A 22,707-nucleotide genomic window follows, 5' to 3' on the forward strand; every position below is an offset into this window, starting at 1 on the left:
TCAAGGAAGGGCCCCCGTACGGCCGGTCATTAGGTCGTATGGGGGAACTTTCGCGGAGAACTCCGGGAAAACCACCGGCGGGATCGTTCATCCAGGGCAGCGGAATGTCCGCGACCCTGGAAGGACGGAACGTCACCTATGAAGATGACCGCGCGCGGAAGCATTGCGGCACTCATGACCTGTATGGCCGCGGCCGGCGCGGCCACCCCGGCCGTGGCCGACGCGGTGCCGGTGGGTGTCCCCCTGGACGCCGTGCGCACCACGCTCGGCGTGGACGTCCCGCACGTGGCCACCGGAGTCCCGGTGCCGGTCGTCGGGGCTCCCCAGGTGCCCGTGCACCACACCGGCGACATGCTGCCGACTCCGCTCCTCCCGGCGGTCCCGATCGGCACCGAGCTCGGCAGCACCCTCGTCACCTCCCCGGTGCCGAACCTGGCCGGCAAGCCCGAGACGGACGGCGAGGGTTCGGTGGACGCGCCCGCGACCACCATGCGCACCCGTACGCCGGGACTGCTCGTCGGCTCCCCGCTGACGATGCCCGACGGGTCCAACTACGGGCTGCCGAACGTGACTCCCCCCGCGCTGGGCGTGATCGCCCCGGAGCTCACGGGTGCCCCGCAGGCGCTCCTCGGCCTGCGCTGAGGCGGCCGGCGCGGGCGGCGCCGGCCCGGTGGTACCTGACCCGCTGAGCCGACGCCACGTCAAAAGGCCGCCCGGTCTGAGAACGTGTACGGCATGGGATTCCATGTCGATTCCGAGACCGGGCGGCTCCGCCGCGTCATCCTCCACCGGCCCGACCTGGAGCTGAAGCGGCTCACACCGAGCAACAAGGACGCGCTGCTCTTCGACGACGTGCTGTGGGTGCGCCGGGCGCGCCAGGAGCACGACGGCTTCGCCGACGTACTGCGCGACCGGGGCGTCGCGGTCCACCTCTTCGGGGACCTGCTGCGCGAGGCCCTGGACATCCCGGAGGCGAGGCACCTCGTACTGGACCGGGTCTTCGACGAGAAGGAGTACGGTCCGCTCGCCACCGACCACCTGCGGGCGGTCTTCGACGGGCTGGACTCCGCCGCTCTGGCGGAGGCGCTGGTCGGCGGGATGACCAAGCGGGAGTTCCTGGAGCGGCACGCGGAGCCGGTGTCGGTCCGCTTCCACGCGCTGGGACTGGACGGCTTCCTGCTGGGCCCGCTGCCCAACCACCTGTTCACCCGCGACACCTCGGCCTGGATCTACGACGGGGTGTCCATCAACGCGATGCGCTGGCCGGCCCGGCAGCGCGAGACCGTGCACTTCGAGGCCATCTACAAGCACCATCCGCTCTTCACCGGTTCCGGGCCCTTCCACACCTGGTCGCAGGGACAGGCCGACTACCCCTCCACCATCGAGGGCGGCGACGTGCTGGTGATCGGCAACGGCGCCGTGCTGATCGGGATGAGCGAGCGGACCACCCCGCAGGCGGTGGAGATGCTGGCGCGCGGGCTGTTCGCCGCCGGGTCGGCGACCACGATCGTGGCGCTCGACATGCCGAAGAGCCGGGCGTTCATGCACCTGGACACGGTGATGACGATGGTCGACGCGGACACGTTCACCCAGTACGCGGGCCTGGGCATGCTGCGCTCCTACACGATCGAGCCGGGCGGGGGGCTGAGCGATCTGAAGGTCACGGACCATCCGCCCGAGCACATGCACCGGGCCGTCGCCGCGGCCCTCGGGCTGGACTCGATCCGGGTGCTCACGGCGACCCAGGACGTCCACGCGGCCGAGCGCGAGCAGTGGGACGACGGCTGCAACGTGCTGGCGGTGGAGCCGGGCGTGGTCGTCGCCTACGAGCGCAACGTCACGACCAACACCCACCTGCGCAAGGAAGGCATCGAGGTGATCGAGATCCCGGGCAGCGAGCTGGGGCGTACGCCCCCGCCGGCTCACGCCGTCGGCGGGGTCTTCGTCCGGGGCGGGGCGGCGGCCGGGGTGAGGGCGGCGGCCGTGCGCAGGGCCGTGGCCCGGGCCCAGGGGCCGCTCGTGGCCAGGCCCACGAGCAGGACGAGCAGGCCGCACACCGTGATGATCCAGTACGCGGGGCGGGCCGCCGCGACGAAGTCGGTCGGGGAGCCGGGCGCACCCGCCATGCCGGCGGCCAGGACCGCGCCGACGATCGCGACGCCCAGGGTTCCGCCGGTCTGCCGGCTGGTGGAGGCCACCGCCGCGGCCACGCCCGCCTGTGCGCGCGGCATGCCGGAGACGGCCGTGTTGGTGATGGGCGCGTTGACCATGCCGAACCCGAGCCCGAAGAGCACGTACCCGATGAAGAGGAGCGGGGTCGAGGACTCGGCGGAGAACGCGGCGAAGAGCAGGCCGCTCGCGGCCATGGTCACTCCGGCGACCGCCAGCGGCAGCCGCGGGCCCCGGGTGCCGACCAGCCGGCCCGAGATCGGGGCGCAGAGGAAGGCCAGGGTCGCCATGGGCAGCATGTAGAGGCCGGCGTCCAGGGCGTCGAGGCCCCGTACGTCCTGCAGGTACAGGGTGTTCAGGAACAGGAACCCGGACAGCGACGCGAAGGCGCACACCGCGATCACCGTGGCCCCGCTGAAGGGGGCGCTGCGGAAGAACCGCGGGTCGATCAGGGGCTCCGCCCGCCTCGGCTCGTAGACCAGCAGCCCGGCCAGGGAGGCGACGGCGAGCGCGGCGCAGCCGAGGATCAGCGGGGAGCCCGGCCCCGCGGCCGGGGCTTCGATGATCCCGTAGGTGAGGGAGCCGAGCAGGGTCATGATCAGCAGCTGCCCGACCGGGTCCGGGCGGCGCGGATGGTCGGCCCGCGACTCGGGGACGTAGCGCAGGGTCAGGGCGAGGGCGACCATGCCGACGGGGAGGTTCACCCAGAAGATGGACCGCCAGCCGACCGAGTCCACGAGCAGGCCGCCGATCAGCGGGCCCGCTGCCATGGAGACGCCGACCACCGCGCCCCACACGCCGATGGCGCGGGCCCGCTCGCGCGGGTCGGTGAAGGTGTTGGTGATGATCGACATGGCGACCGGGTTGAGCATCGAGCCGCCCACGGCCTGGACCATCCGGAAGACGACGAGCCAGCCCAGGCTCGGCGCGAGCGAGCAGAGCAGCGAGCCGAGGGTGAAGAGGACCAGGCCGACGGTGAAGACCTTGCGGCGGCCGATCCGGTCCGCCGTGGAGCCGGCGAGCATCAGCAGGGCGGCGAGGACCAGCGTGTAGGCGTCGATCGTCCACTGCATGCCGGCCACGGAGGCGTCGAGATCGCGGCGCATCGAGGGGAGGGCCACGTTCAGGACGGTGTTGTCGAGGCTGACGATGAGCAGGCTCATGCAGCAGATCGCCAGGACGAGCAGGCGCCTCCTGGGGCTCAAGTCGCGCATGATGCCGATAGTACGGCTAACTAAAGAAGTGTGACCCGAGGCGCGACTGCGCGACAATGGGGGGATGACCACGCTCCCCCCGCCTCTCGCGATCGGCCCGCACACCGTGCAGCCCCCGGTGGTGCTCGCGCCGATGGCCGGCATCACCAATGCCCCGTTCCGAACCCTGTGCCGCGAGTTCTCGGGCGGCAAGGGGCTGTTCGTGAGCGAGATGATCACGACCCGGGCCCTGGTCGAGCGCAACGAGAAGACCATGCAGCTGATCCACTTCGACGCGACCGAGAAGACCCGCTCGATCCAGCTGTACGGGGTCGACCCGGCGACGGTCGGCAAAGCGGTGCGCATGATCGTCGAAGAGGACCGCGCCGACCACATCGACCTCAACTTCGGCTGCCCGGTCCCCAAGGTGACCCGCAAGGGCGGTGGCTCGGCCCTCCCCTACAAGCGGAACCTGCTGCGCGCGATCCTGCGCGAGGCCGTCGCGGGCGCGGGCGACCTGCCGGTCACGATGAAGATGCGCAAGGGCATCAACGACGACCACCTCACCTACCTCGACGCCGGCCGGATCGCCGTCGAGGAGGGCGTCACCGCCATTGCCCTGCACGGCCGCACCACGGCGCAGCACTACGGCGGCACCGCCGACTGGGACGCCATCGCGCGGCTCAAGGAGCACGTGCCGGAGATCCCGGTGCTCGGCAACGGCGACATCTGGTGCGCCGAGGACGCGCTGCGCATGGTCCGCGAGACCGGCTGCGACGGCGTGGTCGTGGGCCGCGGCTGCCTGGGGCGGCCGTGGCTGTTCAACGACCTGGTCGCGGCCTTCGAGGGGCGTCCCGAGGACTTCCACAAGCCCACGCTGCGCGAGGTCGCGCGCACCATGCACCGGCACGCCCAACTGCTCGGGGAGTGGATCGGCGACGAGGCGCGCGGGGTGATCGACTTCCGTAAGCACGTGGCCTGGTACACCAAGGGCTTCTCGGTGGGTTCGGAGATGCGGCGCAAGCTTGCCGTCACCTCCTCCCTGGCCGAGCTGGATGCTCATCTGAGCGAGCTGGATCTGGACCAGCCCTGGCCGGAGAGCGCGGACGGTCCGCGCGGCCGGACGTCCGGAAACAACCGGGTTGTCCTGCCCGAAGGCTGGTTGAAGGATCCCTATGACTGTGCGGGCGTGAGCGAGGAAGCCGAACTGGACACGTCCGGAGGTTGAGAAGTCGTTGGCAAAACGTGCCATCTGCGGCGTGACATACGCCACGCATGGGTGAGGTTTCGCTCAGATGAGCATGTTGGTCACGGGTAAGACTTTCAAAGGGTGGCACTGGGTGCCACCCTTTGTGCGTTCAACTCTTGAACGCAAATGTATCGATGATCGCTCATCCGAGCGTGATTGAGCCTCAGTGAGCCCTTGATCCTTCGGGATGTGAAGACTCTTCGTATGTTCTGGCTACTCGCCAGTTACTTTCGAAGTGGTGGCGGGCGGGTGGTTACGGCCACATGACGGCCAAGTGGACGTACCCAGAAGCCTTCGATCTGGGTATGTTCCTGGCCGTCAGGGCAGCCACCGAGCCTCGAGGAGTCGAGACCCGTGTCGGAAAACAAAGATCAGAAGTTCGTCTACGACTTCACGGAGGGCAACCGCGACCTCAAGGACCTTCTCGGTGGCAAGGGCGCCAACCTCGCCGAGATGACCAACCTGGGTCTGCCGGTCCCTCCCGGCTTCACCATCACCACCGAGGCCTGCAAGGTCTACCTCGACAGCGGCGAGGCCCCGGCCGAGCTGCGCGAAGAGGTCAGCGCGCACCTCGCCGCCCTCGAGGCGAAGATGGGCAAGAAGCTCGGCCAGTCGGACGACCCGCTGCTGGTCTCCGTGCGTTCCGGCGCCAAGTTCTCGATGCCCGGCATGATGGACACGGTCCTCAACATCGGCCTCTCCGACGAGTCCGTCGTCGGCCTCGCCGCGCAGGCCGGCAACGAGCGCTTCGCGTGGGACTCCTACCGCCGCCTCATCCAGATGTTCGGCAAGACCGTGCTGGGCGTGGACGGCGAGCTCTTCGAGGAAGCCCTCGACGAGGCCAAGGCCGCCAAGAAGGTCACCGTCGACACCGACCTCGACGCCGCCGACCTCAAGAAGCTGGTCGCCCGCTTCAAGAAGATCGTCGCCAAGCAGGCCGGCCGCGATTTCCCGCAGGACGCCCGCGAGCAGCTCGACCTCGCCGTCGAAGCGGTCTTCAACTCCTGGAACACCGACCGCGCCAAGCTCTACCGCCGCCAGGAGCGCATCCCGAGCGACCTGGGCACCGCGGTCAACATCTGCTCGATGGTCTTCGGCAACCTCGGCCCCGACTCCGGCACCGGCGTCGCCTTCACCCGCGACCCGGCCACCGGCCACGCGGGCGTCTACGGCGACTACCTGCAGAACGCCCAGGGCGAGGATGTCGTCGCGGGCATCCGCAACACCGTCCCGCTGGCGGACCTCGAGGCGATCGACAAGGCCTCGTACGACCAGCTCATGACGATCATGACGACGCTGGAGACCCACTACAAGGATCTCTGCGACATCGAGTTCACCATCGAGCGCGGCCAGCTGTGGATGCTCCAGACCCGCGTCGGCAAGCGCACCGCGGGCGCGGCCTTCCGCATCGCCACCCAGCTCGTGGACCAGGGCCTGATCGACGAGGCCGAGGCCCTCCAGCGCGTCAACGGCGCCCAGCTCGCGCAGCTGATGTTCCCGCGGTTCGACGAGGACGCCAAGACGACCCTGCTCGGCCGCGGCATCGCCGCCTCCCCGGGCGCGGCGGTCGGCAAGGCCGTCTTCGACTCCTACACGGCCGTCAAGTGGTCCCGCTCGGGCGAGAAGGTCATCCTGATCCGCCGCGAGACCAACCCCGACGACCTGGACGGCATGATCGCCTCCGAGGGCATCCTGACCTCGCGCGGCGGCAAGACCTCGCACGCCGCCGTCGTCGCCCGCGGCATGGGCAAGACCTGCGTCTGCGGCGCCGAGGACCTCGAGGTCGACACCAAGCGCCGCCGCATGACGGTCGGCGGAACGGTCGTCGAAGAGGGCGACGTCGTCTCCATCGACGGCTCGACCGGCAAGGTCTACCTCGGTGAGGTACCCGTCGTACCGTCGCCGGTCGTCGAGTACTTCGAGGGCCGCATGCACGCCGGGGCCGACGACGCCGACGAGCTCGTCGCCGCCGTCCACCGGATCATGGCCTACGCCGACCGCGTCCGCCGGCTGCGCGTGCGCGCCAACGCCGACAACGCCGAGGACGCGCTGCGCGCCCGCCGCTTCGGCGCCCAGGGCATCGGCCTGTGCCGCACCGAGCACATGTTCCTCGGCGAGCGCCGCGAACTGGTCGAGCACCTGATCCTCGCGGACACCGACAAGGAGCGCGAGGCGGCGCTGGCGGCCCTCCTGCCGCTGCAGAAGAAGGACTTCGTCGAGCTGTTCGAGGCGATGGACGGGCTGCCCGTCACCGTCCGCCTGCTCGACCCGCCGCTGCACGAGTTCCTGCCGGACATCACCGAGCTGTCGGTGCGCGTCGCCCTCGCCGAGTCCCGCAAGGACGCCAACGAGAACGACCTGCGCCTGCTCCAGGCGGTGCACAAGCTGCACGAGCAGAACCCGATGCTGGGTCTGCGCGGCGTCCGCCTCGGCCTGGTCATCCCCGGCCTGTTCGCCATGCAGGTCCGGGCGATCGCCGAGGCCGCGGCCGAGCGCAAGAACGCCAAGGGCGACCCGCGCGCCGAGATCATGGTCCCGCTCGTGGGCACCGTGCAGGAGCTGGAGATCGTCCGCGAGGAGGCCGACCAGGTCATCGCCGAGGTCGAGGCCGCCACCGGCACCAGCCTCAAGCTGACCATCGGCACCATGATCGAGCTGCCGCGCGCCGCGCTGACCGCCGGTCAGATCGCCGAGGCCGCGCAGTTCTTCTCCTTCGGCACGAACGACCTGACCCAGACGGTGTGGGGCTTCTCCCGCGACGACGTCGAGGCCAGCTTCTTCACCGCCTACCTGGAGAAGGGCATCTTCGGGGTCTCGCCGTTCGAGACCATCGACCGGGAGGGCGTCGGCTCGCTGGTCCGCAGCGCCGTCGAGGCCGGCCGGGCCACCCGCCCCGACCTCAAGCTCGGCGTCTGCGGAGAGCACGGCGGCGACCCCGAGTCCGTCCACTTCTTCCACGAGGTCGGCCTCGACTACGTCTCCTGCTCGCCGTTCCGGATTCCGGTCGCGCGCCTGGAGGCCGGCCGCGCCGCCGCCGAGGCGAAGGGCAGCGACAGCCGCTGACCCGCCCAGGGCCCCGTACAGGGCCCCCTTGGACCGCGCCTGCCCCCGGGTTCCTGACGCCCGGCGGCAGGCGCGTCTATTTCCCGGCCGCGGCGGGGCCCGGTGTTCGGGGGCCCGGCGCCGCGGTTCGGCGTTCCGGTTCGGCGTTCCGGTTCCGGCGTTCCGGTTCCCGTGCTCCGGTTCCGGCGTTCCGACGTTCCCGGCCGGGCAATATTCGTTCAATGTTGTTCCACAAGCCTTAACGGCAACAGGCGGTGGACGGATCCCCACCCGTCCACCGCCTGTCGCCAATCCGCCGGACACGTCGGCGCTACCCGGTGCGACCGACCGCCAGGCCCCGCAAAGCCCCCCACGGCCTTCGCGGAGCGTTTCGGTCGCGCCGGAGTGTGCCCGGCGGAGTACAGGATTTCGGTTGTCACACCCCCGCCGAAAGGGGTTTCAACTGTGGCTGAAAGGCCATGGTGACCACGTGTGACGGCGTGCATACTCATGGGGCGGGGGGATTGCGGTTGCACAGGTGGGGGTTCGGTGCTGCGTATCCATTTCACTGGAGTGGACCTGGCACGCGTACGGATGGCAGGGCGTCCCGATGCGTTGTGGGAAACGATTTTGAGTTTTCACCGATTAAGAGACCGGCGGGATGCCCGGCTCTTCGGTGAATGGCGTACGGAAACCCGGAGCAGGTTGAATGGTGAAACACGGCTCCTCGGCGCGCTGATACCGAGCCGCGGATATTTCCCCGATTTCCTCACCCCCGTCGAGGGGAAGTACGGGTGGGACGTCGGCCTCGACGCCCTGCGCGCGATCCACCCCGAGCGGATGCGGCGCGAGCTCGTGCTGCTCGGCCAGGGCGCCGGAGCGGGATCGGGCATGGCGGCGGCCTTCGGCATGCCCGTGGCGCCGGGTACGGGCACGGGCACCGACGGCATGGTCCCCAGGCGGCTGCGGGACTTCATGGAGGGCGCCACCACGCACCTGCCCAGGCTTCTCGGCGAGCTGCGCGGCTACCACCGGGCGGCCGTGGAGCCGTACTGGACGCACATCCAGGCCCAGATCGAGGCCGAGCGGGCCGCGCGCGGCCGGGCGCTGCTCGACGGCGGAGCGGACGAGCTGCTCGCCTCGCTGCCGCCGATGCTGCGCTGGCGGGCTCCGGTGCTGGAGTGCGACTACCCCGTGGACCGGGACGTACGGCTGCGGGGGCGCGGGCTGCTGCTCCAGCCGTCCTTCTTCTGCCGGCGCACGGCGGTGACCCTGCACGATCCGGAGCTGCCGCCGGTGCTGGTCTACCCGGCCGCGGCCGAGCTGTCCTCGGCCCAGGCCGGCTGCGAGGCCACCCGGCCGGCGGAGGAGCAGCGCCAGTACCGCCAGCGCAACTTGGGCAAGCTCGTGGGGCACACCCGCTCGGTGGTGCTCCAGGCCATCGGCGACGGGGCCACCACGAGCGAGCTGGCCCGGCGCGCGGGGGTCTCGCTGGCCTCCGCGAGCCAGCACGCCGGGGTGATGCGCGAGGCGGGCCTCGTCACGACGCTGCGCCGGGGCAACGCGGTGCTGCACACGGTGACGCCGCTGGGCGCCGCACTGCTGAAGGGCGGTGCGATCGCCTCGTGAGCGGGCCGCGCCCCGGCGGGTCCGTGACCCGCCGGGGCTGGATGCGGCCCCGGCCGGTCAGACTCGGAAGGGTCCCGTGACCTCGTAGGTGATGCCGCCCGTGGAGCTGCCGCTCGTACCGCGCTGGCTGCTGAAGTAGAGCCGGTTGCCGGCGGGGGAGAAGGCCGGGCCGGTGATCTCCGAGGAGGACTGGCCGGTCACCCGCAGGAAGGGGGCGACCACGTCGTCCGGGGTGATCACGCAGATCTCCAGGTTGCCGCCGTCCTCGGCGACGTACAGGTCGCCGTACGAGGACCCCGTGACGTTGTCGACGCCCGTCAGGGGGGCGCCGCCGCCGGACACCAGGGAGTCGTCGTAGGCCAGCTCGTAGGTGCCGGCCGCGAGGTTGAGCTGCCAGACCCGGTTGTCGCCCTTGGTGGTGAACCAGACCGTGTCGTTGGCGTAGTGGCAGCCCTCGCCGCCGTTGAACTTCTTCGAGCCCGAGACCTGGCTGCGCGTGGCGGTCGGCGAGCCGTCCGGGTCGGGGACGTTGGCCCAGGTGAAGGAGCCGGAGGTGGCCGTGCCGGCCTTCAGGACCTGGAGGGTGCCGGAGGAGAGGTTCCCCCAGGTGGTGGGGATGAAGCGGTAGAAGCAGCCGCTGGTCTCGTCCTCGGTCAGGTAGATCACCTGGCGCACCGGGTCGGCGGCCGCCGCCTCGTGCTTGAAGCGGCCCATCGCCGGGCGCTGCACCGACGCGTTCACCCCGTACGGGTCGGCCTCGTAGACGAAACCGCGGTCGACCTCCTCACAGGACAGCCAGGTGTTCCACGGGGTCTTGCCGCCCGCGCAGTTCTGCCGGGTGTTGGACAGGATCCGGTGGGCGCCGGTGATGGTGCCGGAGGAGTTGAACTTCACCGCGCTCGCGCCGCCGGAGGGGTTGATCTCGGAGTTCGACACGTAGATCCAGCCCGTGCCGTCCGGGAAGCAGGCGCCGCCGTCCGGGGCGCTGTGCCAGGTGTACGAGGTGCCGCTCACGGTCTGGCCCGAACGGGCGATCACCCGGCTGCTGAAGCCGGCGGGCAGCATGATGCCGTTCGCGTCCGCCGCGCCGAGTGCCCCGTAGGGGCCGGCGCCGGGCTGGGCGGGGGCCGCGTAGGCGGCCCCGTGCATCAGAGTGCCGCCGAAGGCGGCGGCCGAGGACCCGATGACGGCCCCGCGCAGGAAGGTACGACGTTCCACGGTCACTCCCGGAGAAGGAGGAGCTCCGCGCCCGGTCGGGCGCGGAGTCGCACACGCGTCGAGGAACATAGGACCGCCGAGTTGACATGACGTCAATTCCACATGGCGCGCGGGCGACCGGCTCGGGGTCAATCCGCTGAGGGGATTCCGGGATATCGGGGCGCTGCGTCCGGGCGGGCGTCCGGGCGGCGTCCGGGCGGGCGTCCGGACGGGGGTTCGGGCGACCTCCGGGTGACGTACTGCGGGACTTTCTGCCCTGGGGGCGGCCCCGGTGCGGGAGGATGGTGGAACCATGAGCCACCACGCAGCCGTCCGCGACATCTCCGGCCGCGCCGACCTGGACGTCGTGCTGCGCCGCTTCTACACGGCGGCCTTCGCCGACCCCCGGATCGGGCCGTTCTTCACCGAGGTGGCCGGCACCGACCTCGAGGTGCACCTGCCCCGGATCACCGATTTCTGGGAGCGGGCCCTCTTCCGCAGCGCCGACTACCGGCGCAACGCCTTCGCCCCGCACGCGGTCCTGAACGCGGCCCGCGAGATGACCGCCGCGGACTTCGGCCGCTGGGTGCAGCTGTGGCGCGCCACGATCGACGGACTGCACCGGGGCCCGAACGCGGAGCGGGCCAAGGCGCAGGGCGAGCGGATCGCGCTGACCCTGCACAAGCGGCTCGCCGGCGCGGACACGGAGCTGCTGCGCGGCGAGGGCACGGTGGGCTTCGTACCGCTGGCGGCCCTGGAGCTGAGCTCGATGCGGGCCTGACCTGCGGTTTCGAAGTTCTCGAAAGAATTTCGCGGGGAGCGATGAGTTTCTCCGGACTCCCCGGTCTACCTCTCGAAAGCAACGGAACGCGTCGAGAGAAGAGAGACCCCGATGTCCTCCACCATGATCTTCGTCAACCTGCCGGTCAAGGACCTCGAGGCCACCAAGACCTTCTGGGGCAAGCTCGGCTACACCTACAACGCCCAGTTCACCGACGAGAACTGCGCCTCGATGCCCATCACCGACTCGATCGTGGCCATGTTCCTGACCGAGGCCCGGTACAAGGACTTCACCCACAAGGCCATCGCGGACGCGACCACGACCTCCGAGGTGCTGCTGTGTCTGAGCGCCGAGAGCCGCGCCGCGGTCGACGAGCTCGTCGACGGGGCCCTGGCGGCCGGGGCCACCGAGCCCCGCCCGGCCCAGGACCACGGCGTCATGTACGGCCGCGCCTTCGACGACCTCGACGGGCACACCTGGGAGATCATGTGGATGGACCCGGCGATGGTCCAGGGCTGATCACGGGCCCCACCGCTCACCGGCCCCACCGCTCACGCCGAGGTCGCGGCCGTCCGCACCGGATAGGTGCGGACCGCCACCTCCTCGTCGTCCAGGCAGCGCCCCGTCTCCAGGTCGAAGCGCTGCTTGAGCAGCGGCGAGGCCACGAAGGTCCGCCCCTCCGCCGAGCCGAGCAGCCCGCGCGAGAGGACGTACGCCCCCGTGAAGGGGTCCCGGTTGGCGATGGCGTACGGGCGCCCGTTGCGGTCGAGGAACACCGCGGCCTGGTTCCCGTCGGGCAGCAGGGCCGCGACCCCGCGCCCGGGGACCAGCTCGGACAGCTCGCACACCGTCAGCCAGCCCTCGTCCACCTGCAGTTCGACGGTCATCGGGTACCTCCCAGGGATCCAACGGGCTCAAGGGTGAGGACGGCCAGGTCGGGCTTGACCTGGTCGCGCTCGGGGACGAACTTCACGGTCGGGTCGGGGGCGCCGGGGGCGTTGACGAAGGAGACGAACCGGCGCAGCCGCTCCGGGTCCTCCAGGGTCTCGGCCCACTCGTCGCGGTAGTGCTCCACGTGGTCGGCCATCAAAGACTCCAGCTCCGCGCACAGCCCGAGCGAGTCGTGCACGATCACGTCCCGCAGGTGGCCGAGGCCGCCCTCCAGCCGCTCCAGCCAGGTGGACGTGCGCTCCAGCCGGTCGGCCGTGCGGATGTAGAACATCAGGAACCGGTCGATGAGCCGGATCAGCTCGGCGTCGGACAGGTCCTGGGCCAGCAGGTCGGCGTGGCGCGGGGTGGCCCCGCCGTTGCCGCCGACGTAGAGGTTCCAGCCGCTCGCCGTCGCGATGACCCCGAAGTCCTTGCTCTGCGCCTCCGCGCACTCGCGGGCGCAGCCGGAGACCGCCGACTTGAGCTTGTGCGGGGCGCGCAGCCCCCGGTAGCGCAGCTCCAGGTCGATGGCCATCCGCACGGAGTCCTGGACCCCGTAGCGGCACCAGGTCTGGCCGACGCAGGACTTCACCGTCCGCAGGGCCTTCCCGTACGCGTGCCCGGACTCGAACCCGGCGTCGACCAGGCGCGCCCAGATGCGGGGGAGCTGGTCGACGCTGGCTCCGAAGAGGTCTATGCGCTGGCCGCCGGTGATCTTCGTGTAGAGGCCGAAGTCGCGGGCCACCTCGCCGATCACGATGAGCTTGTCCGGGGTGATCTCGCCGCCGGGGATGCGCGGGACCACCGAGTACGAGCCGTTGCGCTGCATGTTCGCGAGGAAGTGGTCGTTGGTGTCCTGCAGGGCGGCCTGCTCGCCGTCCAGGACGTATCCGCTCGCACCGAGGGTGGGGGCGAGCGAGGCGATGATCGAGCCGACGGTGGGCTTGCACAGCTCGCAGCCGTCCCCGCCGCGCGCGCCCTCGCGGCCGTGGCTGTCCAGCAGCTGCTGGTACGAGCTCACGCGCAGGGTGCGCACGATCTCGTAGAGCTCGGCGCGGGTGAAGGCGAAGCAGTCGCACAGCCCTTTGTCGGCGGCGGGCGGCATCAGCTGGCCGATCACCTTCAGGCAGCTGCCGCAGCCGGTGCCCGCCTTGGTGCACTTCTTGACCTCGGGCACGGTCGCGTGGGCGGTGATCGCCTTCTTGGTGACGTTGTGGCAGGAGCAGATCACCGCGGTGTCGGGGAGCGAGGAGGGACCCAGGGCGACGGGCGCGCCGGCCCCGGCGGGCAGCACCAGCTGCTCGGGGGTGACGGGCGGCACGGAGCCGGTGAGCGGGCGCAGCAGGCCGTAGGAGTCGGCGTCACCGACCAGGACGCCGCCCAGCAGGACGCCTTCGGCGGAGACGACCACCTTCTTGTAGAGGCCGGAGCGGGAGTCGGAGTAGACGACGTCGAGGCTGCCGGCGGTGGCGCCGTGCGCGTCGCCGAAGGAGGCCACGTCCACGCCGAGCAGCTTGAGCTTGGTGGACAGATCGGCTCCGGTGAACTCCTTCTCGCGGCCCAGCAGGTCCTCGGCGGCCGTCTCGGCCATCTCGTAGCCGGGGGCGACCAGGCCGTAGACGCGGCCGTCGGCGGCGAGCGCGCACTCGCCGATGGCGTAGACGTGCGGGTCGGAGGTGCGGCAGCGGGCGTCGACGGCGATGCCGCCGCGCTCGCCGACGCTCAGGCCGCTCTCGCGGGCGAGCTGGTCGCGGGGGCGGACGCCGGCGGAGAAGACGACCAGTTCCGTGGAGACCGTGGAGCCGTCGGACAGCTTCATGCCGGTGACCGAGCCGTCCTCGCCGGTCACGACCGCCTGGGTGCCGACGCCCGTGTGGACGGTGAGCCCCATGTTCTGGATGGTGCGCAGCAGGGCCGCGCCGCCGCCCTCGTCGACCTGGACGGGCATCAGCCGGGGCGCGAACTCCACGATGCGGGTGGCGAGCCCGAGGCCCTGGAGCGCGCCGGCGGCCTCCAGCCCGAGCAGGCCGCCGCCGACGACGGCGCCGCTTGTGCGGGTCTTGGCGTACTCCTCGATCGCCAGCAGGTCCTCGATGGTGCGGTAGACGAAGCAGCCCGGGGCGTCCTTGCCGGGGACCGGCGGCACGAAGGGGTAGCTGCCCGTCGCGAGCACGAGGACGTCGTACGGGAACACGCGCCCCGAGCGGGAGGTGACGGTCCGGGCCTCCCGGTCGATGGCCTCGGCGGGGTCGTCGAGGTGCAGGGCGATCCCGTGGTCCGCCATGAACGAGGCCGGGGTCATGGAGAGGTCCTCGGGGGTGCTGCCCGAGAAGTACGAGGTCAGGTGCACGCGGTCGTAGGCCGGCCGGGGCTCCTCACAGAGCACGGTGATCCGGTGCGTGGCGGTGGCCCCGAGCTCGGCGAGCGCCTCCAGGTAGCGCTGGCCGACCATGCCGTGGCCGATGAGCACGATGGCGGGGGTGGGCGTGGGCGTGGCTGCGGCCATGATCAGGAGCCTCCGTCGTCGGTGAGCAGGTGGTGCAGGTCGGTGAGACCGTGCTTGTCGGTGAGGGGGGCGCCGTCCTCCCAGCTGCGGGCGAGGGCGCCCACGCTGGAGAGCTCACCGAGCAGGACCCCGCCGACGAGGCGGTCGCCGCGGACGACGACCTTGCGGTAGGTGCGGCGGGTGGCGTCGGCGAGGCGGACCACGTCGTCGCCGGGGAGCGGGGTGGTCTCGCCGAAGGCGGCGAGGTCGAGCGGCCGGTCGCCGCCGGCGGTGAGGGTGAGGCGGGTCAGGGCCCGGGTGCCGGTGTAGGTGGACGGGGCTTCGGTGCCGCCGTCCGGGCCGGTGCCTGCTGCCGGGCCGGTGCCGGCTGCCTGACCGGTGCCTGCTGCCTGACCGGTGTCGGCGTCCCGGCCGGTGCCGGTGCCGGTGTCCGTGCCCGGTGAGGTGGCGGCGCCGGCGCTGATGCCGCGGCCGGTGCCGAGGAGGACCTTGGCGAGGGCCTCGGCCTGTTCCAGGGCGGGGCCGGCCAGGCCGTAGACCCGGCCGGCGTGCTCGGCGCAGTCGCCGACGGCGTGGATGCGGGGGTCGCTCGTGCGCAGCCGGTCGTCGACGACGATGCCGGTGCGGACCTCGAGCCCGGCGGCCAGCGCCAGGCCGGTGCGGGGCCGTACGCCGCAGGCGAGCACGACGATGTCGGCGTCGAGCCGGTAGCCGTCGGCGAGCTCGACCCCGGTGACCCTGCGGGGCGTTCCGGGCTCTGCCCGCACCCGCGGCTCAAACGCCGGCGGGGCTGGATTGCGGCTGGGGCCGCCGGGAGGGTGCTGCCGGACCGCCCGCAGGGCAGTTCCAGCCCCAACGGCGATCGAGGCGCGGGGTCCGGGGCGGAGCCCCGGGAGCGGAGGCGCCGGGGCTCGTGCCGGACCGGCCTGGAGCGGCGCCGCTGGGGCCGTCGACAGGCCGCGGACCCGGCATTCCGTGTGGATCTCGACGCCCAGGCCGGCCAGGTGCGTCCGCAGCAGCTCCGAGGCGTCCTCGTCGAGCTGCCGCTCCATCAGGCGCTCGCCCTGCTGGGTGAGGACCACCTGCGCGCCCCGCTCGGCCAGGGCACGGGCCGCCGAGACGCCGAGGAGGCCGCCGCCGATCACCACCGCGCGCACCCCGGGGCGCAGCGCCGCGGACAGGGCCATGCAGTCGTCCATCGTGCGGAACGCGTGGACCCCGGAGGGCAGCTCCCGGCCCTCGGGTTCGAACAGGCCGCGCAGCGCGGGGAGCACCGGGTTCGACCCGGTGGCCAGGACCAGGGTGCCGTAGGGCTCGACCGTTCCGTCGTCGCAGTGCACCACCTGTTCGGCCCGGTCGATCCGCACCGCCCGGACGCCCCGGCGCAGCGCCGGGCCGGCGGCCGGGAGAGCCGTCACCTCCGGCGCGTACCGGCCGGCCAGGACCTCGGCGAGCAGGACCCGGTTGTAAGGGACGTGCGGCTCCTCGCCGAGGACGGTGACGTTCCCGCCCAGGCGGGACGCGAGCCGCAGGCCCGCGAGGCCGCCGCCGATCACCACCACGCGCTGCTGTTCCGAGGTCATGACCCGAGCGTGCGCGGCTGCTGTTTCCCCTCCGCACCGGCTTTGTTACCCGGACGGAACGCCGACCTCAGCGTCCGGGTTAAGGGTCCGTGAGGCGTTCCTCAAGGCCGCCTTAAGGATCATCCGCCGGACCGGGCGGGCGTGCGGACCGCCCTTAGCGTGGTTCGTATGCGAGATGCGGCGGTGCGGGTCAAGGGCGGAATGCTGGGCGGGGCGGGGATCGTGGCCCTGCTGTGGGCCGCCCAGGTGCGGCCCTCGGCCCGGCTCGACGCGCTGTTCGCGACCGCCGCCCACCTGTCCGGACTGTTCGCCGGGTACGGGGTCCTCGTCATGCTGTTCCTGATGGCCAGGGTCCCCGCCGTCGAGCACGGCGTGGGCGCCGACCGGCTCGCCCGCTGGCACGCGCTGGGCGGCCGCCACGTCCTGCTGCTCTGCTTCGGGCACGGGCTCTTCGCGCTGTGCGGCTACGCCGTGCACGAGGGGGTCGACGTGCTCTCCGCCGTCCGGGAGCTGCTCGGCTACCCGGCCGTGGCGGCCGCGGCGGCCGGGACCGTCCTCCTGGCCGCCGTCGGCGTCACCTCCGCCCGCTCCGTACGCCGCCGCGTCTCGCACGAAACCTGGCGCGGGGTGCACCTGCTGGTCTACCTCGCCGCGGCCCTGGCCTTCGGGCACCAGCTCGCCGGGCCCGACGTGGGCCCCGTCGCCTGGTTCTGGGCCCTCGCCCACGCGGCCGTGGCCGTCCTGCTCGTCTGGTACCGCGCCGTGGTCCCCGTCCGCCAGGCCCTGCGGCACGCGCTGCGGGTCGCCGAGGTCCGCTTCGAGGGGCCCGGAGTGGTCTCCGTCGTCGTCTGCGGGGAGCACCTCGCGGAGCTGCGCGCGGAGCCGGGCCAGTTCCTGCGCTGGCGGTTCCTGCAGCGCCGGCTGTGGCACACCGCGCTGCCGTTCTCGCTGTCGGCGCCGGTCCGCGGGGACGCCCTGCGCATCACGGTGAAGGCGCTGGGCGGCCACTCCCGCCGGATCCGCCGGCTGCGCCCGGGCACGCGGGTCATCGCCACCGGGCCCTTCGGGGCGCTCACCGCCGCCCGCCGGACCCGGCCCAAGGTGCTGCTGCTCGCCGGCGGGGTCGGGATCACCCCGATGCGGGCCCTGTTCGAAACCCTGCCGGGCGGGCCAGGGGACATCACCCTGCTCTACCGGGCCGGGGCCGAGGAGCACCTCGTCCTGCGCTCCGAGCTGGAGGCCATCGCCGCCGAGCGGCAGGCCGGTCTGCACTACCTGCTCGGGCGCTCCGGCGCCGCCGGAGATCCGCTGGCCCCGCAGGCGCTGCTCGCGCTGGTCCCGGACCTGGCGGAGCACGACGTGTACCTGTGCGGGCCGCCCGGGATGGCGGAGGCCGCGCAGGCCGCGCTGCTGTGGGCCGGGGTGCCCGCCGGTCAGATCCACTCCGAGTGCTTCAGCTTCTGAGATCTGCGGGCCGGCCGCTCTGCCTGCCCGCCTGCCCGCCCGCCCGCCTGTCTGTCCGCTTCCGCATCTGCTCCCGCTTCCGCATCCGCTTCCGAGAGGCCGCCGCACCATGCGCCATCCGCTGCACGTCGCCCTGTCCGTGCCCCCGCCCGCCCGGACCGCCGCGGCGGCCGGGCCGGGGGCCGCGGCCGCCCGTCACCGCAGGCCCCGTACCTCCCCGGCGCACACCGTGCTGGCCGCGCTGGCCCGCGTACGGCCCGCGCGGCGGCTCGCGGCCGGGCTCGGGCTGGCCAGCGTGCTGGCCGCGAGCGTGCTGACGGCGGCGGTGGACCCGTCGGCCCCGGTGGCCCCGGACCGGGCGCCGGCCAGGCAAAGCTCAACCTTTGCGCAAGTTTCCGGGGATTGATGGATGGTGCACCCACCTGCTCCGTAGGGTCGGTGCCGTGCCTGACATATCGACAACCATGATCATCGTGCTGTGCGTGGCCGCCGCCGCGGCGGGCTGGATCGACGCCGTCGTGGGCGGCGGCGGCCTGCTGCTCCTGCCGGCCCTGCTCCTCGGCCTGCCGAACGCCCACCCCGCCACCGTCCTCGGCACCAACAAGGCCGTGGCCATCGTCGGCACCGCGGGGGCGGCGGTGACGTACCTGCGCAAGACCCGGGTGGACGTGAAGCTCGCCGTCCGCATCGGCCTGGCCGCCCTCGTCGGCTCGATGGGCGGGGCGGCGCTGGCCGGCGGGATCAGCAAGGACGCGCTGCGTCCGATGATCATGGTCGTCCTGGTGGTCGTCGCGGGCTTCGTCCTCTTCCGGCCCGCCTTCGGCACGGCCCCCTCCGCCACCCCCGTCAGCCGGCAGCGCGTGCTGCTCGCCATCGCGCTGGCCGGCCTCGGCATCGGGTTCTACGACGGGCTCATCGGCCCCGGCACCGGCACCTTCCTCGTCCTGGCCCTGACGGCCCTCCTCCACCTCGACCTGGTCACCGCCTCCGCCACGGCGAAGATCGTCAACGTGTGCACCAACGCCGGGGCGCTCGCGATGTTCGCGTACCAGGGCATGGTGCTGTGGCAACTGGCCGCGCTGATGGCGGCGTTCAACCTGGCCGGCGCGATGGTCGGCGCCCGGATGGCCCTGAAGAAGGGCAGCGGCTTCGTGCGCGGCGTCCTCCTGACGGTGGTCGGCGCCCTCGTGGTCAAGCTGGGGCTCGAACAGTGGGGCTGACCGGGCCGGATCCGGCCCGGGGCGTAAAGTTCCGGTCGTGCCCCACCTCGAGATATCCGACCTGATCACCGTCACGGACCCGCGCAGCGGGGAGCGGCTGCCGGTGCGCCGCGACGAAGTGGTCCGCAGGCTCCGCGCATCCGGGGACCGGCACGCGGCCCACATCGTCGCCCGGCTGCCGGCCGGCCCCGACGAGGTGCTCGACCCCCTCGCCGTGGACCGCCTGATGATCGGCGTCCACACCGAGATGCAGCGGCTCAGCGAGGAACTGCGCGTCGACGAACGTCTCGTGCACGTGATCGCCCCGCTCATCGAGGCCATCCGGGAGATCGCCGGGCGGCGCGGCCGGTTCAGACTCGTCGACATCGGCTGCGGGCTCGGCTACCTGATCCGCCGGCTCGCGGCCACCGGCGCCCTGGGCCCGGGCGTCGAACTCATCGGGGTCGACCTCGACGCCGCGCTGGTCGGCGAGGCCGACCGGCTGGCCCGCGCCGAAGGGCTCGACTGCCGGTTCGTCCACGGCAACGCCTTCGACCTGCCGGAGGTCGCCACCGTCTACGTCTCCACCGGTGTGCTGCACCACTTCCGGGGCCGGGCGCTCACGGAGTTCTTCGAGGCCCAGGCCGACTCCCCGGCACTCGCCTTCTGCCACTTCGACATCGCGGCCACCGGACTGGCGCCCGTCGGCGCCTGGATGTTCCACCGGGCCCGGATGCGCCACCCGCTCGGCCGCCACGACGGGGTGGTCTCCGCCCGGCGCGCCCACTCCGACGAGACCCTGTTGCGCGCGGCGAGCGTGCCCGGCATCCGGCCCCTGGTCTACGAACCCCGCTTCCTGGTCAACCCCTTCTGCACCACCCTGCGCCCGGTCATCGGCGTCCGGCCGGAGCTGGAGGACCCGCTGCGCCGGGCGCTGGGCCGCTCCTCCCGCCGGCTCGTGGGCCCGGAGCACCTGGCCCCGGTCCGCGGGCCGGTCCGTGGGCCGGGCTCCGGGCTGCCCGGTGGCGCCCCGGCCGGCGCCGGAGCCTCCGCCGGGTCCGCCGGGTGAACCCGGCCCTGCCGCTGGCCGCCCTCGGCCTCGTCGACGCGGCCTTCAGCGGCTTCCGCGCCTACGCCGGCCGGGACGCCCGGATCCGCAAGCGGCGCGCCATCACCCGCGCGTCCCTGCGCGGCCTCGCCGTCGGCGCGGCCCTGCTGCTCGCCCCCGCGCTCACCGCCGGCGGCGTCCTGCTGGCCGCCGACGATCCGGACCGGGCGTACGCGGCCCTCGCCGACGGCGGCGTCGGCTTCCTCCTCCCGCTCGGGGTCCACGCGCTGGCCGTCGCGCTCTCGCTCGCCGCGTACCTCGTCCTGCCGTTCAGGGCCAGCACCCTCGCGACGGTGATCGGCCTCGGGCCGCTGACCCTGGCGCGGCCGCTGGTCGTGGCGGCCGCCTGCGGGGGCGCGCTCCTCGCCGGGGGCGGCTCGGCCTCCCTGCTCGTGGGCGCCGTCGCGGGCGCCGCCGTGCTGTCCGTCGAGCCGTTCGTGCACCGCCGCTGGTACGCGCCTTCGTACTGAGGGCCGCCGCCGGGCTCAGTACGTGCCGGTGAGGTGGGCGAAGACGACCACGTTGCCCCGGTAGCCGGTGCGCGGGGAGAAACCGCCGCCGCAGGTGATGACGCGGAGCTCGGCGCGCGGCGAGGACCCGTAGACGCGGGCGTCCGGGAAGACCTTGGCGTCGTAGACCTCGACCGCGTGGACCGTGAACACGGCCGTACGTCCGTCCGCGCGGGCGACCTCGATCACGGCGCCCCGGCGCAGCGCCCCGAGGTGGTAGAAGACCGCCGGGCCGGTGGCGTCGTCCACGTGCCCGGCGACGACCGCGGTGCCGGTGGCGCCCGGGGTCGTCCCGTCGCGGTACCAGCCCGCCAGGTCCCGGCGGGCCGGCGGCGGCACCTCGAGGCTGCCGTCGGACTGCAGGCCGAGCCCGGTGAGCGGGGCGTCCACCCGGATGGAGGGGATCTTGATGGGGTTCAGTGGGTGAGGATGACGATGACCGCGCCCCAGATCGTCAGCAGGACGTTGCTGATCGCGTAGGGGATCGTGTAGCCGAGCGTCGGAACCTGCGATTTGGACTGCTCGTTGACCGCGCCGATCGCGGCCGTGGTGGTCTGGCCGCCCGCGAGCACGCCCATCAGGATCGGGAACCTGATCTTCTGGACGTGATGGCCGACGAAGAAGCCGACCAGCAGCGGGATCAGCGTGGCGATGGCGCCGAAGAGCAGCAGCCCCCAGCCGGCGGTGGCCAGCCCGCTGGTGAAGCTGGGCCCGGCGTTGATGCCGACGACCGCGACGAAGAGGCAGAGCCCGAGGGTGTCCATGAACCACTGCGCGCCGGGCGGGACGTTGCCGTACGTCGGGTACTTGCCGCGGATCCAGCCGAAGACCAGGCCCATGATGAGCGCACCGCCCGAGGTCGACAGCGAGATCGGGACCCCGCCCGCGGTGAGCGCCGGGATGCCCAGGCAGCCGCCGAGGAAGATGCCGAGGCCCACCCAGATCATGTCGGTGGCGAAGCTGGTGGGCACCGGCTTGCCGATGGCCTTGCCGGCCGGGTCGACGAGCCGCTTGGGGCCGGACAGGATCAGCGTGTCGCCGCGCTCCACCGGGGTGGAGAGCCGGTAGGGGAACTCCGTTCCGGAGCGGAAGAGTTTGTCGATGTAGACCCCGACCATGAAGGGCTCGGCGCGCAGTTCGGCGATGGTCTTGCCCATCTGCGCCTTCTCCGAGGCGACCACGTGCAGCGTCTCGGTCTGGTAGCCGAGGAGTTCGACGTCGTCGGTCTCGGGTCCGATGTGGGTGCGGGCGTCGAAGTCGACGAGGGATCCGCGCAGGGCGCTGACGGCGACGACGTCGCCCGCGAGCAGCGCGGTCTGCTGGGTGTGGTCGAGGATCTTCCCGTCCCGGCGGATCCGGGTGAGGTAGATGCGGTGGCCCAGCGCCTTCTGCTGGTTCTCGAAGTCGTCGATGGTCCGCCCGACGAGATCGGGCCGCTGGATGGTGTAGGCCCTCAGGACGATCTCGTAATAGCCCTCGTGCAGGTCGGGGTTGTCGCTGGGCGCGTCCATCTCCTTGGCGATCTGGGCGCTCTCGGCCGCCAGGTTCCGCCGGTAGAGCCGGGGCAGCACGTTGGCCAGGAGCATCGCGCAGAGGATGGTGCCGAGCGGGTAGGTGACCGCGTAGCCGACGGCGACGAGGTTCTCCTGCTCCTTCATCTGGTCGGGCGAGAGGCCCGGCAGGTTCCCGATGGCGTCCTGGGCCACGCCGATGACGGCGGACTGGGTGAGCGCGCCGCCCAGCAGACCGGCGCTGAGCCCCGGCCCGTAGCCGAGCAGCGTGGCGAACCCCCAGGAGACCAGCAGGCCCGTGACGCAGACGATGACCGCGTTGAGGACCTGCGGGAGGCCGTCCTTCTTCAGTCCGCGGAAGAACTGCGGGCCGACCTTGTAGCCGAGGGCGAAGAGGAACATCGTGAAGAAGAGGTTCTTCACGGTCCCGTCGATGGTGATCTTGAACTGTGCGCCGAGGACGAGGCCGGCGATGAGGCAGCCGGTGACGGCGCCCAGCCCGATGGCCTTCCAGCGCAGCTTCCCGACGAGGAAGCCGAGCGCGACGGTGATGAAGACCAGGAGTTCGGGATGCGGCTGGAAGATGTTCCTGTTCAGGAAATCGATCATGTGCGGACGCCGTCCAGGTCGAGGGGGC

17 protein-coding genes and 2 pseudogenes are annotated in these 22,707 nt (G+C 72.2%); 12 read left to right on the forward strand and 7 right to left on the reverse strand.

The features are described 5' to 3' along the window. Nucleotides 1-174: 174 nt before the first annotated feature. Together DRB96_RS25430 and DRB96_RS25435 are read left to right on the forward strand one after the other, a co-directional pair. The gene (locus DRB96_RS25430) at nucleotides 175-642 is read left to right on the forward strand and encodes a hypothetical protein (protein WP_239516372.1); all 468 of its coding nucleotides are present in this window, start codon (nucleotides 175-177) and stop codon (nucleotides 640-642) included. Between the two features lie 93 nt (nucleotides 643-735). After that, a pseudogene (locus tag DRB96_RS25435) lies at nucleotides 736-1,908 on the forward strand (arginine deiminase); the annotation flags it as partial. A gap of 14 nt (nucleotides 1,909-1,922) precedes the next feature. On the opposite strand, the gene DRB96_RS25440 reads toward DRB96_RS25435, so the two are convergent. Beyond that, nucleotides 1,923-3,383 (reverse strand): MFS transporter, encoded by a 1,461-nt coding sequence (locus tag DRB96_RS25440; protein ID WP_112450550.1) that lies wholly within the window; start codon nucleotides 3,381-3,383, stop codon nucleotides 1,923-1,925. Nucleotides 3,384-3,447: 64 nt separating this feature from the next. On the opposite strand from DRB96_RS25440, the gene dusB reads away from it, so the two are divergent. From dusB to DRB96_RS25455, 3 genes are all read left to right on the forward strand, one after another. Beyond that, nucleotides 3,448-4,590: a tRNA dihydrouridine synthase DusB gene (gene dusB, locus DRB96_RS25445; protein WP_204357814.1), complete on the forward strand. Its 1,143-nt coding sequence runs from the start codon at nucleotides 3,448-3,450 to the stop codon at nucleotides 4,588-4,590. 375 nt (nucleotides 4,591-4,965) lie between these two features. Then, entirely contained in the window at nucleotides 4,966-7,674 is a 2,709-nt protein-coding gene (gene ppdK / locus DRB96_RS25450; RefSeq protein ID WP_112450552.1) for a pyruvate, phosphate dikinase, read from the forward strand. Between the two features lie 528 nt (nucleotides 7,675-8,202). Further along, nucleotides 8,203-9,282, forward strand: a complete 1,080-nt coding sequence (locus DRB96_RS25455) for a helix-turn-helix domain-containing protein (RefSeq protein ID WP_112450553.1) — start codon at nucleotides 8,203-8,205, stop codon at nucleotides 9,280-9,282. Nucleotides 9,283-9,339: 57 nt separating this feature from the next. Here DRB96_RS25455 and DRB96_RS25460 read toward each other — a convergent pair whose 3' ends face one another. Further along, nucleotides 9,340-10,500: an alkaline phosphatase PhoX gene (locus DRB96_RS25460; RefSeq protein WP_112453700.1), complete on the reverse strand. Its 1,161-nt coding sequence runs from the start codon at nucleotides 10,498-10,500 to the stop codon at nucleotides 9,340-9,342. Nucleotides 10,501-10,792: 292 nt separating this feature from the next. On the opposite strand from DRB96_RS25460, the gene DRB96_RS25465 reads away from it, so the two are divergent. Then, the gene (locus tag DRB96_RS25465) at nucleotides 10,793-11,260 is read left to right on the forward strand and encodes a group III truncated hemoglobin (RefSeq protein WP_112450554.1); all 468 of its coding nucleotides are present in this window, start codon (nucleotides 10,793-10,795) and stop codon (nucleotides 11,258-11,260) included. A gap of 111 nt (nucleotides 11,261-11,371) precedes the next feature. Further along, nucleotides 11,372-11,779, forward strand: a complete 408-nt coding sequence (locus DRB96_RS25470) for a VOC family protein (protein ID WP_112450555.1) — start codon at nucleotides 11,372-11,374, stop codon at nucleotides 11,777-11,779. A 32-nt stretch (nucleotides 11,780-11,811) separates the two neighbouring features. Here the strand turns inward: DRB96_RS25470 and nirD are convergent, their stop codons facing one another. The 3 genes from nirD to DRB96_RS25485 are packed head-to-tail and all read right to left on the reverse strand — an operon-like array spanning nucleotide 11,812 to nucleotide 16,279. Continuing rightward, nucleotides 11,812-12,147 carry a nitrite reductase small subunit NirD gene (gene nirD, locus DRB96_RS25475; RefSeq protein WP_112450556.1) on the reverse strand — a complete coding sequence of 112 codons (336 nt, stop codon included), beginning with the start codon at nucleotides 12,145-12,147 and terminating at the stop codon, nucleotides 11,812-11,814. Further along, on the reverse strand, nucleotides 12,144-14,696 hold the full coding sequence (gene nirB, locus DRB96_RS25480; RefSeq protein ID WP_112450557.1) for a nitrite reductase large subunit NirB: 2,553 nt from the start codon (nucleotides 14,694-14,696) through the stop codon (nucleotides 12,144-12,146). The genes nirD and nirB overlap by 4 nt, the downstream gene beginning before the upstream one ends. A gap of 2 nt (nucleotides 14,697-14,698) precedes the next feature. Then, entirely contained in the window at nucleotides 14,699-16,279 is a 1,581-nt protein-coding gene (locus tag DRB96_RS25485) for an FAD-dependent oxidoreductase (protein WP_112450558.1), read from the reverse strand. A 168-nt stretch (nucleotides 16,280-16,447) separates the two neighbouring features. Between DRB96_RS25485 and DRB96_RS25490 the strand changes: the two genes are divergently transcribed. The 5 genes from DRB96_RS25490 (at nucleotide 16,448) to DRB96_RS25510 (ending at nucleotide 20,520) form a co-directional block, all read left to right on the forward strand. Then, nucleotides 16,448-17,743 (forward strand): ferric reductase-like transmembrane domain-containing protein, encoded by a 1,296-nt coding sequence (locus tag DRB96_RS25490; RefSeq protein ID WP_112450559.1) that lies wholly within the window; start codon nucleotides 16,448-16,450, stop codon nucleotides 17,741-17,743. 109 nt (nucleotides 17,744-17,852) lie between these two features. After that, complete coding sequence (locus DRB96_RS25495; RefSeq protein ID WP_112450560.1) at nucleotides 17,853-18,149, forward strand: hypothetical protein; 297 nt, start codon at nucleotides 17,853-17,855, stop codon at nucleotides 18,147-18,149. Between the two features lie 37 nt (nucleotides 18,150-18,186). Continuing rightward, nucleotides 18,187-18,963, forward strand: a complete 777-nt coding sequence (locus tag DRB96_RS25500; RefSeq protein ID WP_112450561.1) for a TSUP family transporter — start codon at nucleotides 18,187-18,189, stop codon at nucleotides 18,961-18,963. A gap of 37 nt (nucleotides 18,964-19,000) precedes the next feature. Then, nucleotides 19,001-20,011 (forward strand): class I SAM-dependent methyltransferase, encoded by a 1,011-nt coding sequence (locus DRB96_RS25505; RefSeq protein ID WP_112450562.1) that lies wholly within the window; start codon nucleotides 19,001-19,003, stop codon nucleotides 20,009-20,011. Further along, nucleotides 20,008-20,520 (forward strand): hypothetical protein, encoded by a 513-nt coding sequence (locus DRB96_RS25510; RefSeq protein ID WP_112450563.1) that lies wholly within the window; start codon nucleotides 20,008-20,010, stop codon nucleotides 20,518-20,520. The genes DRB96_RS25505 and DRB96_RS25510 overlap by 4 nt, the downstream gene beginning before the upstream one ends. Before the next feature lie 15 nt (nucleotides 20,521-20,535). Here DRB96_RS25510 and DRB96_RS25515 read toward each other — a convergent pair. Further along, nucleotides 20,536-20,970: pseudogene (locus DRB96_RS25515) on the reverse strand (class F sortase); the annotation flags it as partial. 5 nt (nucleotides 20,971-20,975) lie between these two features. Further along, nucleotides 20,976-22,679 (reverse strand): aspartate-alanine antiporter, encoded by a 1,704-nt coding sequence (gene aspT / locus DRB96_RS25520; protein ID WP_112450564.1) that lies wholly within the window; start codon nucleotides 22,677-22,679, stop codon nucleotides 20,976-20,978. Nucleotides 22,680-22,707: the final 28 nt, after the last annotated feature.

Source organism: Streptomyces sp. ICC1 (genome assembly GCF_003287935.1).
GTDB classification, from domain to species: domain Bacteria; phylum Actinomycetota; class Actinomycetes; order Streptomycetales; family Streptomycetaceae; genus Streptomyces; species Streptomyces tritrimontium.

What these genes read in the sequence shown, in the direction of transcription:
- DRB96_RS25430 (WP_239516372.1), top strand. Translation starts at nt 175, where the DNA reads ATGACCTGTATGGCCGCGGCCGGCGCGGCCACCCCGGCCGTGGCCGAC.
- DRB96_RS25440 (WP_112450550.1), bottom strand. Translation starts at nt 3,383, where the DNA reads ATGCGCGACTTGAGCCCCAGGAGGCGCCTGCTCGTCCTGGCGATCTGC.
- dusB (WP_204357814.1), top strand. Translation starts at nt 3,448, where the DNA reads ATGACCACGCTCCCCCCGCCTCTCGCGATCGGCCCGCACACCGTGCAG.
- DRB96_RS25465 (WP_112450554.1), top strand. Translation starts at nt 10,793, where the DNA reads ATGAGCCACCACGCAGCCGTCCGCGACATCTCCGGCCGCGCCGACCTG.
- DRB96_RS25470 (WP_112450555.1), top strand. Translation starts at nt 11,372, where the DNA reads ATGTCCTCCACCATGATCTTCGTCAACCTGCCGGTCAAGGACCTCGAG.
- nirD (WP_112450556.1), bottom strand. Translation starts at nt 12,147, where the DNA reads ATGACCGTCGAACTGCAGGTGGACGAGGGCTGGCTGACGGTGTGCGAG.
- nirB (WP_112450557.1), bottom strand. Translation starts at nt 14,696, where the DNA reads ATGGCCGCAGCCACGCCCACGCCCACCCCCGCCATCGTGCTCATCGGC.
- DRB96_RS25485 (WP_112450558.1), bottom strand. Translation starts at nt 16,279, where the DNA reads ATGACCTCGGAACAGCAGCGCGTGGTGGTGATCGGCGGCGGCCTCGCG.
- DRB96_RS25490 (WP_112450559.1), top strand. Translation starts at nt 16,448, where the DNA reads ATGCGAGATGCGGCGGTGCGGGTCAAGGGCGGAATGCTGGGCGGGGCG.
- DRB96_RS25495 (WP_112450560.1), top strand. Translation starts at nt 17,853, where the DNA reads ATGCGCCATCCGCTGCACGTCGCCCTGTCCGTGCCCCCGCCCGCCCGG.
- aspT (WP_112450564.1), bottom strand. Translation starts at nt 22,679, where the DNA reads ATGATCGATTTCCTGAACAGGAACATCTTCCAGCCGCATCCCGAACTC.